18 protein-coding genes are annotated in these 12448 nt (G+C 31.8%); all 18 read left to right on the top strand.

The genetic code is table 11. The features are described 5' to 3' along the window. The coding region (locus BUB34_RS11950) for an IS3 family transposase (protein ID WP_143153386.1) at positions 1-275 on the top strand (275 nt) is incomplete at its 5' end. Positions 276-378: 103 nt separating this feature from the next. Then, entirely contained in the window at positions 379-1434 is a 1056-nt protein-coding gene (locus tag BUB34_RS11945) for an iron-containing alcohol dehydrogenase family protein (protein WP_073127595.1), read from the top strand. After that, a complete protein-coding gene (locus BUB34_RS11940) occupies positions 1431-2138 on the top strand; it encodes a phosphocholine cytidylyltransferase family protein (protein WP_073127593.1) in 708 nt (235 codons plus the stop codon). The genes BUB34_RS11945 and BUB34_RS11940 overlap by 4 nt, the downstream gene beginning before the upstream one ends. Beyond that, positions 2131-2931, top strand: a complete 801-nt coding sequence (locus BUB34_RS11935; RefSeq protein WP_073127591.1) for an HAD-IIA family hydrolase — start codon at positions 2131-2133, stop codon at positions 2929-2931. Before BUB34_RS11940 ends, BUB34_RS11935 begins: the two co-directional genes overlap by 8 nt. 144 nt (positions 2932-3075) lie before the next feature. After that, the gene (locus BUB34_RS13915; protein ID WP_073127589.1) at positions 3076-3450 is read left to right on the top strand and encodes a sugar phosphate nucleotidyltransferase; all 375 of its coding nucleotides are present in this window, start codon (positions 3076-3078) and stop codon (positions 3448-3450) included. Between the two features lie 18 nt (positions 3451-3468). Then, complete coding sequence (locus tag BUB34_RS13910) at positions 3469-3816, top strand: hypothetical protein (RefSeq protein WP_073127587.1); 348 nt, start codon at positions 3469-3471, stop codon at positions 3814-3816. Between the two features lie 135 nt (positions 3817-3951). Next, entirely contained in the window at positions 3952-4332 is a 381-nt protein-coding gene (locus BUB34_RS11920; RefSeq protein WP_073127585.1) for a TIR domain-containing protein, read from the top strand. Positions 4333-4350: 18 nt separating this feature from the next. Further along, positions 4351-5319: a caspase family protein gene (locus BUB34_RS11915; protein ID WP_073127583.1), complete on the top strand. Its 969-nt coding sequence runs from the start codon at positions 4351-4353 to the stop codon at positions 5317-5319. A gap of 23 nt (positions 5320-5342) precedes the next feature. Then, a complete protein-coding gene (locus BUB34_RS11910; protein WP_073127582.1) occupies positions 5343-6185 on the top strand; it encodes a hypothetical protein in 843 nt (280 codons plus the stop codon). 1 nt (position 6186) lies between these two features. Beyond that, complete coding sequence (locus tag BUB34_RS11905) at positions 6187-7032, top strand: hypothetical protein (protein ID WP_073127580.1); 846 nt, start codon at positions 6187-6189, stop codon at positions 7030-7032. 656 nt (positions 7033-7688) lie between these two features. Further along, the gene (locus BUB34_RS11895) at positions 7689-8150 is read left to right on the top strand and encodes a hypothetical protein (protein WP_073127577.1); all 462 of its coding nucleotides are present in this window, start codon (positions 7689-7691) and stop codon (positions 8148-8150) included. Beyond that, positions 8143-9210: a toll/interleukin-1 receptor domain-containing protein gene (locus tag BUB34_RS11890; protein ID WP_073127574.1), complete on the top strand. Its 1068-nt coding sequence runs from the start codon at positions 8143-8145 to the stop codon at positions 9208-9210. Before BUB34_RS11895 ends, BUB34_RS11890 begins: the two co-directional genes overlap by 8 nt. Before the next feature lie 37 nt (positions 9211-9247). After that, entirely contained in the window at positions 9248-9532 is a 285-nt protein-coding gene (locus tag BUB34_RS11885) for a hypothetical protein (RefSeq protein WP_073127573.1), read from the top strand. 245 nt (positions 9533-9777) lie between these two features. Further along, positions 9778-9933, top strand: a complete 156-nt coding sequence (locus BUB34_RS13300) for a hypothetical protein (RefSeq protein WP_159430064.1) — start codon at positions 9778-9780, stop codon at positions 9931-9933. A 704-nt stretch (positions 9934-10637) separates the two neighbouring features. Next, on the top strand, positions 10638-10910 hold the full coding sequence (locus tag BUB34_RS11880; RefSeq protein WP_242948887.1) for a hypothetical protein: 273 nt from the start codon (positions 10638-10640) through the stop codon (positions 10908-10910). 167 nt (positions 10911-11077) lie between these two features. Beyond that, positions 11078-11620 (top strand): biotin transporter BioY, encoded by a 543-nt coding sequence (locus BUB34_RS11875; protein ID WP_073127571.1) that lies wholly within the window; start codon positions 11078-11080, stop codon positions 11618-11620. Continuing rightward, complete coding sequence (locus BUB34_RS11870; RefSeq protein WP_073127569.1) at positions 11614-12048, top strand: DUF1284 domain-containing protein; 435 nt, start codon at positions 11614-11616, stop codon at positions 12046-12048. The genes BUB34_RS11875 and BUB34_RS11870 overlap by 7 nt, the downstream gene beginning before the upstream one ends. 134 nt (positions 12049-12182) lie before the next feature. Next, a partial coding sequence (locus tag BUB34_RS11865) for a transposase (protein WP_200787934.1) occupies positions 12183-12448 on the top strand: 266 nt, incomplete at its 3' end.

The following is a 12448-nucleotide window of genomic DNA, read 5'->3' as shown; positions in this document are numbered from 1 at the left end:
AATACACTAGTTCTGAGTTCAGCAACTATACATTAAAAAATAAAATAATTCAGTCTTTTAGTAAAAAGGGGTGTCCTTATGACAATGCCTGTATAGAATCTTTTCATGCCATTTTAAAGAAAGAAGAAGTTTATAGGGTTAAGTATTTTGATTTTGAGTCTGCAAAACTAAGGTTATTTGAATATATAGAAGGTTGGTACAATAGAAAAAGAATTCATGGAAGTATTGGTTTCATATCACCAGAACAGTGCGAAAAAATAGCTAGAGCAAGTTAAAAATTCAATTATTTGTGTCTAAAATATTGACATAGATCCAAATCTAATATCTATAGAAATTATTAAAAATAAAAATGAATATATAAAGAAAGTAGGTGATAAGTTGCAACCGTTTAATTTGCCTCTATTCTTGACAATAGAAGAGAATAGTACCAAAGATTTGATTGCTAAATTAGGTAGAGAATTTAGTAATATTGAGTCAAAGAAAATTATGGTTTTTACTTCAAAAGGGATATATGAGAAATTTAAAAGAGGTATTGATAGATTATTAAATGACTATAAAAGGATTTCTATTTTTTATGTGGAGGATAGCACTTATGATATAGCTGTTGAAGTAGCTAAAAGAATATCAATAGAAGAGTATGAAATAGTAATAGGATTTGGTGGGGGTAAGATATTAGATACAGCTAAATATGCTTCATATGTGAGTAAAAAGAAATATGTAGCGATACCAACAACATTAAGTAATGATGGAGTAGCATCACCAATAGCTGTTTTAAAGACATATGAAGGAAAATCTAAAAGCTTTGGCTGTAAATCACCAGATGGAATAATAATTGACACAAACATTATAAAAGATGCTCCTAATACATTATTGATGGCAGGTATTGGCGATACGGTATCAAACTATACTGCTTTGTATGATTGGAAACTAGAAAGTAAGCATAAAGGAATACATCCTAATGATTTTGCCTACTTACTATCTGATACCGCATTAAATATGCTACTATTTAGTAGAGAAGAACACATTAGGAATGAAAATTTTATAAAGCAATTAGCACAGTCATTAGTGTTAAGTGGATTAGCAATGGATATAGCAGGCAATAGTAGACCATGCAGTGGATCTGAGCATTTGTTTAGCCATTCTTTAGATGAACATTACAATATTGATGCACCACATGGGTTGAAAGTAGCATTAGGAAGTATTGCAAGCTGTATACTACAAGATAGAAGTTATGAACCCATTGTAACTTTTTTAAAAAGATATAATGTTAATATCCTCCCTGAAAAACTTGGGGTATCTAAAGAGGTATTCGTTGATGCATGGTTAAAAGCTCAGGATACTAGGCCGGATAGATTTTCTGTATTAAATACTTTGGATTTACATGAAAAACATTTAGAAAAAATATATGATGAAATAACGGAGGTTTTAAGATGAAAGCATTGATTTTAGCAGCAGGACTAGGAACAAGATTAAGACCAATAACTGATACTAGACCAAAATCTATGGTTGAAGTTAATGGGAAACCTATTTTATTTAAGCAAATTGATAACCTTTTGGAAAATGGAGTAGAAGATATAACCGTTATTGCAGGATACAAATCTGAAATGATGGTTGAGGCAATTAACAAATCTTATAAAAATATTAAGACGATTATAAATGATGTCTATGATAAGACAAATAACATGTACTCTGCTTATATGGCAATAGATGATATGTATGAAAATGAATTTTTACTTATGAATGCGGATGTTTTTTATGATTCAGCAATTGTTGAAGAATTAATAAAAACTAATTACAAGAATTCCATTGTCGTTGAAGAAGGAATCCACAACGATGAGAACATGAAAATTACATGTGTTGATGGTAGGATTATGGATATTAGCAAGGCAATAAGCGAAGATAATGCGTATGGAGTATCTATAGATGTTTACAAATTCTCTAAAGAAGGATCTAAAGTATTCTATGACAAAGTAAAAGAGTTTATAGAAGATAAAAAAGAACTTAACCAATGGACTGAGGTTGCTCTTAATGATGTCTTAAAACTAGTTGAATTTAATCCTTGTCCACTAAAAGGAAGATGGATGGAAATAGATAATCATGAAGATTTAAAAAGAGCGGAGAGTATTTTTAATGACTAATGATAAGCTTAAGCAAAAAAAATTATTCTTGTTAGATATGGATGGAACTATATATTTGGATAGTATTTTATTTGAATACAGTTTAGATTTTTTAAATTATGTGAAGTCGATTGGTGGAAAGTATGTCTTTTTGACGAATAATTCTTCAAAGAGTATTAATGACTATATCAATAAACTTAATAAACTGTCCATAGAAGTTGATTCTTCAAATTTTATGACTTCTTCTCAAGCGACATCACTTCATTTAAGGCAGAACTACAAAAATGAAAAAGTCTATGTTCTTGGCACTGAATCTTTTAAAAAAGAGTTAAGAGAAGATGGACTAAATATCACAGATGAGTATTCTGAAGAGATTGACTGTTTATTGGTAGGATTTGATACAGAATTAAAGTATTCAAAATTAGATGACGCTTGTCGAATTTTAATAAATGATGTAGATTATTTAGCAACAAATCCAGATTTAGTTTGCCCTACATCATTTGGATTTATTCCGGATTGCGGTTCTATTTGTAATATGCTTGAAACTGCAACTGGGAAAACACCTGAATATATTGGGAAGCCAAAACCGACTATGGTGGAACTTGCTATGCAAGCAAATGGTTTTAGTCACGAAGAAACAATCGTTATAGGAGATAGATTATATACAGATATTGCTTGCGGAATTAATGCGGGTGTTTCTACCGGTGTTGTATTAACAGGAGAGACAAAATCGGAACATCTTGCAGATAGTGAGTTTAGACCTGATTATGTATTTGAAAATATTGGACAGTTATACAAGATGTTAATCGAATAATAGTAAATATACAATTTGATATGTAGAATGATTGTTAATAATCTAAAATAACTCATAAAGCCGTAACAGTATTTAAGGCTATTTCAACATAGAAGGGCCATCACCTCAGCCCTAATTTATCAAAAAGGGAGGTCTTAACATCACATGAAAGTACGCAAAGCAGTTATTCAGGAAGCAATTGATAGTGGAGTAGAAGAAATTCTGATTATTACAGGTAAAAGCAAGAAAGCGATTGAGGACCATTTCGATAAAAATCTAGAATTGGAACTAGAACTTGAGAAAAAAGCCAATGATGAACTCCTTAAAGTGGTTAGAGACATCACCGGCCTTGTCGATATCCACTACATAAGACAGAAGGAAGCCAAGGGATTAGGACATGCCATTTACTGTGCAAAGGCCTTTGTAGGCAATGAACCTTTTGCCATTATGCTTGGTGATTATTTAGTTTATAATCAAGGGACTTCATGTCTCAAGCAGTTGATTGATGTTTATGATGAATATATAAAATATCAGTGTTAGGGGTTTAAACCGTTAAAGATGAAGACGTCTATAAATATAGTATCGTTTATGGTAAAAGGGTATGAGATAGATTATATCATCAACCAGGGTATCTTTTATATTTTAGCTGAGACGAAGCATGGTAAAGGTGGAGAGATTCATCTGACGGATGCGCTAAAAGAGCTGGCTCTTAAGGAAGATATGTACGCTTATGACTTTATCGGTAAGAGTTATGATGTTGGAAACAAGCAAGGATTCCTTGAATCCATTGTAGAAATAGCACTTAGAAGAAGTGATTTAAGATATGAATTCTTACAGTATTTAGTGAGAGTATTACAGAAGGAAGTAGGGTCAGTTAGAGAAGTGGTTTGCTTTGAAGAAAATTAGACAATAGAGAGCGGACATAGGAGAATTGGTAATTAAGCTGTGTCCGTTTTATTTTTAAATAGAGTTGTCGGAATATTATATCAATAAGTAGATAGTACTATATTAAAATAAAAAATGGAAGGAAGGATGAAGAAAATGGCTAAGAGAATTTTTGTTAGTTTTGCAATGGAGGATAAACACTTGAGGGATTTATTGGTTGGGCAAGCAAGAAATGGAAAGTCACCATTTGAATTTGTGGATATGTCAGTAAAACAACCTTGGGATTCACAATGGAAAACCAATTGTCGCAGAAAAATTAAAGGATGTGATGGTGTTCTTGCTATAGTAACAAAGAATTCAAAAAAAGCAGATGGACAACTTTGGGAAGTGAAGTGTGCTAAGGAAGAACTTATACCAAAAAGAGGTATTTGGGGAAATAAGGATGATCATCCAGCATCACTGCCATCTGAATTTGATGGAGTAAGAGTCGTTAATTGGACGTGGGATAATATTGCAAATTGGATTGATACTCTATAGAATAGGAGGAATTGTGAAATGAGGAAGGCATTAGTAGTAGGGATCAATGATTATCAAGACGCTCCTTTGTATGGCTGTATCAATGATGCAGATAAATTTTCTAATATTATTGAAAGGAATGGAGATGGCTCTCCAAACTTTGACATAAGACTTGCAAATGATGTTAGGACAAAGTCTGAGCTTAAAGGATTAATTTCTGAATTATTTTCTGGGGATAGTGATACAGCACTATTTTACTTTTCAGGTCATGGTTATTTAGATGAGGTAGGTGGATATATAGTTACACCAGATTATCAACCTCATGATTTTGGAGTATCAATGGACGAAATATTGACTATAGCTAATAAATCTAAAGTGAAAAATAAAATTATTATTTTAGATTGCTGCCACTCAGGTGCATTAGGAACTCCAAAAGTTAGCGGTGATAAGGCCGCTCATATTGGCGAAGGGGTCTCAATATTAACATCCAGCAAGGACGATGAACCATCAATGGAAAATTGTGGACAAGGTGTATTTACAAGTCTATTATTAGATGCTTTGAGCGGTGGAGCCGCAGACTTACGAGGGCATATTACGCCTGGGAGCGTATACGCTTATATAGATCAAGCACTTGGTTCGTGGGATCAAAGACCAGTCTTTAAAACCAATATCACCAGGTTTACATCTTTAAGAACAGTTGAGCCTGCAATATCTATTCAAACTTTGAGAAAAATCATTGATTATTTTCCTACACCAACCGAGGAGTACAAGTTGGATCCATCATATGAATACACAAATGCAGAAGTGGTTGAACATAAAGTAGTTGAACCTTATACTGATCCAAATAATGTTAGTGTCTTTAAGGATCTACAAAAATTGGAGAGTATTGGTTTAGTTATTCCATTAGGTGAGGAACACATGTATTATGCAGCGATGAACTCGAAGTCATGTAGATTAACAGCACTTGGTTATCATTACTGGAGACTAGTTAAAGAGAAGAGAATTTAAGATAAATTTCAAGGAGGAAAATTATGCATATATCTAAAGAAGAAGCAAGAATTCATAATCTAATTAATAGATTTGCGAAAAATAAGGAGTTACTCGATACAGGGAAATTAAGCAAGGCAGATTTAAGCGATAAACTGTTTTTTAGAGCAGAGGATTTTAAGATTGCTATCGAGGGTAATATTTTGAGGAGTGAAAATGATTTTTTCTTTCCTACAGATTATCTTAAGGACGAAGTTAATAGACTACTTAATAATACGATTAAAGATGGACAAGAACTAGATTTTTTGAAAAACGAATATTTGTCAAAATTCGACGATTTGAATGAAAGTGGCTCTTATAAACCTACAAAAGAATTAATTGATTTAGCACCAAAGATTCACTGGCATATTTTGCCTGAATATGAAGAGTATATGATTGTTAATAGCGAACTGTACCCTAACAAAGATACACAAGAATACTATAATCATTTCCATACATTAGAGGATCTTTATAAGGAATTGACAGGAGAAGGAAAGAAGGTTGAATCTAAAAAAGGTGATATAAACTTAAATAAAGAAATTGATATAAAGATTTATTCAAGAAGATGGGGACACAAGGATACTTATTCTGTAGAAAGAACTCTTGAGGGCTGGACAGTGACTTTTCATCAGAAAAAAGTGGGTGATAAAGAAGGTAAAGCACTTATTGAAACTCTTGAGCATGATTTTATTAATTATCCTCATGAATTAGGTGTTTTTATGTGGCACCTATGGAATAAAGCTGACAGCAATGAAATGACAGTCGAAGAGGTAGAACAAGATTTAAAACAAATCGCTAATTGGATAAATGTATGTGAGGAAAACACTCCTGAAGGTATTGAGGTCTAATATGGAACTAGAGTATACTAGCGGATTCGTTACGTTCGCAGATATATTAGGGTGGAAGGGAATTTGGCAAACCAATAATCACAAGAACCCAGTAAACACTTTAATTGAAATCAAAGATACAATTACTGATAGCATTTCATTAATGAATAAGAGGTATTTTGAGCACTTATTAAATACTGAACTAAAGAATCATATTGATAATGACTTAAAAAAAGAGATGCTGGATTATATTTTTAGAAGGAATCTTAGTATCAATGAATCGATTAGCAAGACTTTTAAATCAAAAGACGATTTGAAGAAGTTTAAAGTTGCAATAAGTTCATTCCCTGTGGAAATAAAAGTTGATCTTATATCGGATACTTTTATAATAACCTCAACATCAAAAAATCAATGCTATGAGTTTTATATGCACATGTTGATATGCCAAAGGCTATTATTAGAATGCCTGAAGCAAGGTTTATTGATTAGAGGAGCTACAAGTTACGGTGAATATTACAATAAGGAACTTGTTTTTATAGGTCCTGCTATTGATGACTCAGCTTCTTGGCATGAAATGGGAGAAGAAATTGGTATTTTTTTTACCCCAAAAGCTATGTTTATGATAAATTCTGTAGATCTTAGTAAGATGGAAATAATCATAGGCGATTTAAATATTTTAGATATTGTCATTTCAGGAGAACCCAATATAAAGGTTAGTACATTTGAGACTTTCCTCATAGATTGGTATGATGGAAAAGATTATTTTAATGGTATTATCTCAAAGTACCCAACAATATTACCTGAAATACACAAGAAAATATTGTATTCTAATTCTAGGCTAGATTTTTTTAAGAGCCAAAGAACGTAAATATATCTAATAAAATGGATGCCTTCCAGTTATGGACAAATTAACTTCCCAAGGTACTGTAATTTAAATCTAACAATGTATCCGTCTAACTAGATCCTTCGATGAAGCCTCTCATACATACTTAGGCTATGCCATTACTTTTGATGGAGAACTGGACGACGCTAACACAACGTTCTCCACCGGTACCGGCAAAGTTGCCCATGCTAAACATCAATTCAAAGTGAATGCTGTTATCTCAGGAGAGTGTATACCCGTACCGGATCTTGATCTTGAACTAACACAATACTACAAATTTTTTAAGCTCAAACTTACTCACCAGGCACCATTGTTAACACCTCATCATCCTTGGAGCTGGTTCCGTCTGAGCTGGAAGTTTACAGAGAAAGAGGGCACAGAAGACTGGCAGCCAGGACATATGAAAGTAAGTGTAGTAGCTGTATGTGGGGTTGTAGAATGGCTGTTGAGATAATTATTGATAACTGGAATCCTAGAGGGCGTAAGAAATACAGGTTCGAGACATTCTGTTATGGCCTTCTTAATCGTAAGGTGGAAGGCAGAAATGGGATGGTGTATGTAGAAGAGTACTGAGTTGATGCTATGAGTGTCGAGCATCGATGAGAAGATGATTAGGTTGAGTTGAAGGCGGGTGATAATAAATGGCAGATAAAACAATTCAAATTAGTATTCCTGCTGATGAAGATGGATATGTTTCATTTGAATGTCCTCACTGTGAGCAAAGATTTAAGCTAAGGGCAGATGAATTTGAAGAATCTGATGCCATTAATTTATTCTGCCCAATATGCGGTTTGGTCCATGAATTAGATCATTTCTATTCAAAAGTTTTTATTGAGAAAGCAATGAATCTAGTAGAACAAGAAGCTATGGAAATGATATATGATATGTTTAAAGGGATCGAAAGAAAGAGCCGTGGAAATAAGTTCATGAAATTCAAAGCGAAATCTAAGCCTAGAGTTGATATTAAAGAAATCTATGAAAATATTGATGAACTAGTTGAAGTTGAGTCAAATTGTTGTAAAAAGCATATAAAAGTTACTGAACTAGATAGATTAATAGGTGTATATTGTTCGTGTTGTGGGGTGAAAAATTGGAATGAATAAAAAGGAATTGAACAAATTAGCTAGAGAATTTAGAATGTATGGATCAAGATTGCTTTCAACTAAATATGGTAACGGTATGAGCGACTTAAGTCGATTCTTGAACTTTATCGAATCTAATGAAGTGATTTATGAGTTTATTTTAAAGAACAATAATCATCAGTATGATATGAAGGATATTTGCAATAGTAGAGGTTGGCATGACAAATACGATTTACCGGTAGAAAAAGACAAAGAGATTGCTTTTATATATCAATTACTCAAATATGGCCAAGAAGTATTTGGGGATTATACTGCTTTTTCCAACGGTTATGGCTCTGGGACGAAATTTCAGGATCGCATGGATGCATTTAACAATCAGGTAGTAAAGCACTTAGTAGATTATATTAGAGAATACCTTGAGGATTTAATCATTGATAGCGACGATCATCTGTTAAACTATGAATCTCAAGAAAAGCGAATTTTTATTTCGTATTCTTGGGCTAATAAAGATATTGCAGATCTTATTGATGAAGATTTTCTAAAATTAGGTTATACTTTGACTCGTGATGAGCGAGATCTTAAATATAAAGATAGCATCAAAGAATTTATGCAACAAGTTGGTAAGCATGATTTTGTCATAATGATTATTAGTGACAGCTATTTGAAATCAGAGAACTGTATGTATGAAGTTATGGAAGTTACGAGAGACAGAGAGTATAAGAAGAAAATTTTGATGATAGTTCTTCGGGATGAGGATAAAAAATTCTATAAAGACTATGAGAAGCTAATGGTTGAAAGTGAAGAATTTAGAAATTTAAAAGTTGGTGCTGAAATATATAGTATTTCAGGCAGGATAAGTTATACAGAATACTGGGAAAAAAGAGAAATTGAAACGACTGAAGAAATAAGTAGAATTCAAACTGACATTAATAAAATCCAACCACTGAATGAATTGAAGAGGATCAAGAATATTTCATATAATGTTGGTGATTTTCTAGAAGAGCTCAAAGATTGGAAAGCTGTTTCATTACAAACACTTAAGGAGACTAACTATGCTGAAATCGTTAATTGTATAGAATAATATATGATATGACTTCATTAAGGAGGTGTCGCCAACAATGGTTATACCGATCAAGACAGATGTAAATATAACTGTAGATGAAATGGACGTTACAGAAACCAGTTTCAAGTCATTAAACCTTAAGAAATCACATATCGAAGAATTCATCAGGTCAAACATTGAACTTTTTATAACCGACGAATTTCTCTTAATTATTGGAAGCCAGATAACCAATAGTGAAAAGGGAGAAGTGCTCTTACTGCCATTGATTAAAATGGAAATCTTGTTCTTATCGAGATTAAGCGTGATGTTGAGGATATTAAGGCCAGAAAAGAAGAGTTAGAGTTTCAGCAGGAAGTGATAAAGAATTTAATGGTTGCTATGCAAGATATCTTTGGGAATCATCTATTGAAGAGGCTTTTATCAAATCACTTTATAAGATGAAAGCAGAAAAAAATATAGAGTCATTACAAGCAGAGTAAATGAAATGTCTAGAAATGTATCAGGAACAACGGTGATATATATGAAGCTACTTTAAAACAACTCACTTATAATCAAGGAATTTTACAAACAGAATGAAATAATTTCATGGATAAGAAACAAACAGGTTTAAACTTGGGGAGGCAGCTAAAAGCTTTTATAGATATCTTAGAACAACTGGATAATATTGGAGAAGATCAAAATATAGATTTTAGGAATGAGTATTTTCTACAGACTATTAAAAAAGGATTTATGCACGGATAGGGAATGATTTATTTTGAACTTATAAGAAAATCCCCTAAAAAGAAACAAGAGCAACAAGTGAAGCGGTTAATGTAGACAGAAGATAAGCAATAAGAAACCCACTAAGTTGGCAGATAGGAATTATCAAGTCACTTGGTGGGTTTATTTTATTTTAGTTTAGGTATTCCTTATAAAGATTATTCATCTGAATTGTAAATTTTGCCCATTCAGGGTTTGTGCTCTTTTCAAAATTTGTCATATAGTATTGATACTTATAAAGTATTCTGATCGATTTTTTATCACCAAGGTCTTTTGCATAAAGATAGTAGATTAGTTTATAATCTCTTATTTTTTCAATTCCATCTCCTGTAAATACTAAATTTTTATAGGAGATGGACAAAATCTTTTATTTTTTCAATCATTTTATTTCTTATACTTTCTGCAAGAAGAGAGGATTTTAACTTAGGATCATCAATATGATCATAAATTGGGTTTAAAAACTCAACCTCAACAGAAATAGACTTAATTTTGCCGATGGGGTGGTACCCCTGATAACTATCTAAAATATACTATAGCTATACTTTAGAAAATTTTATTCTTAAAAATTAACTGTTTTTACATGAATAACTAAATTTTAAGAATAAACCTAAATAGTAGATGAATATAAATTAAAAGCGTGAATAATAAGCAAATATTATATGAGTTTATATTTGGGAGGTGCATATGTGAAAGGTATTATCAATGAGGATAGAGAAAGATTTTTGAGTATTATAATATTTTCTAGTACTAAGGACAAAATACATATAAAACTACCCATGGAGTTTGCAAAGAAAATTATTAAAAATGACTCATTAGATTTTTTTAATGATGAAGAAGATATTATAAATAGTAAAAAACTTACTGAGTTAGTTGTCTCTGCATTTAATTATGATTTAGAGGGTGAAGTGGCATATTTAGAAACAAGAAGAGGGGATACAATAAAAGTTATTATAGAGTAAACGCTAAAGCTGCCTTGTAAAAAGGCAGCTTTAAAAATAAATAAAATAAATTTGACAAAACAGAAAAAAAGTATATAATTAAAATGTAAACTTAATAAAAAGTTATGGTTTACATAAAAACACAGAATACATATAAAAATAAACGATATACATGTTGGAGGTAAGAGATGAAATTAACAACAAAGGATTTAATATTATGTGCTGTATTTGCTAGTGTAACTTCTGTTTTGGCTCAAATATCTATTCCATTACCATTTACAGCAATACCACTTACTATGCAGGTGTTCGCGGTAGCACTATCAGGAGTTGTATTAGGTAGTAAAAAAGGATTCATATCACAACTAATATATATACTTATGGGTGCAATAGGTGTACCAGTATTTGCTCAGATGAGAGGCGGAATTAGTGTGATTTTAGGACCAACAGGAGGATTTTTATTAGTTTTTCCTATAATGGCACTTATAATAGGTTATTTTTCAGAAAAGTTTAAAAAACCTATATACATAATGTTTGGCATGATTATAGGTTTAACACTTGATTATCTTGGAGGTACACTTATTTTTATGATATTAACAAAATCTAGCTTTATCCAAGGTATAATGGCATGTGTAGTTCCATTTATAGTACTAGATTTAGTTAAGATAGCTATGGCAACAGTAATAGGAGTTTCAGTTAAACAAAGAGTAAACATAGGAGCTAAGTCATGTTAGAGATAAGACCCCACCATATTTTATGTATGAGGGCATACCAAGGTAAGGGATATAGTGAGGAATTCTCTAAGAATATGGAAAGTATTATTAAAAAAATAGATGTTTACAATAAAAACTACAATAAAAGTAACAATCAAAATTTATTTAGTTTAAGGAAAAGACATAAAAAAGTAAAGATTATTTTTTCATTAGATAGTTTATGTGGAAAATGTCCCAATAATATAGGGAGTAATCTTTGTTCAAGCCAGGAGAGAGTAGAACAACTAGATAAGAAGGTTAGCGATTATTTTAATATAAAAGAAGGTATTTATGTATATAAAGAGTTAGAGGATATGGTTTATAAGAATATGACTGAGGAAATTTTTGATGATATCTGTAAAAATTGTGCATGGTACCATATAACAAACTGTAAAGACTATATGTTGTAAAACAAATAAAATAAACAAGAAAAATCCTCTATATAGTAGACGATAACGTAAAATAATTTGTGCTTATGATGAAATAAATACTCCTTTATGGCAATGATAAAAATATAATCAGATGCCAGAAAGGGGTATTTTTTATGAGTACACTAAGTAAAGATTTAATAAGACAAATTATAGCTGATGGAGCTCTTAGTAATCCAAAGGATATAGGAGAATATTTAAAAGATATGTTTAAAGATGTAATTCAGGAAATGTTGGAGCAAGAGCTAGCGCTCGAGCTTGGTTATCAAAAGGGCGATAGCCGAAATAAAACTACTGACAATAGAAGAAATGGATATAGCAAAAAAACTGTTAAATCTCAATTTGGAAATCTTGAACTTGATGTTCCTAGAGATAGAAATAG

Origin of the sequence: Asaccharospora irregularis DSM 2635 (genome assembly GCF_900129815.1) — a bacterium.
Lineage (GTDB): Bacteria > Bacillota > Clostridia > Peptostreptococcales > Peptostreptococcaceae > Asaccharospora > Asaccharospora irregularis.
This window is presented reverse-complemented; position numbering and strand designations above follow the sequence as displayed.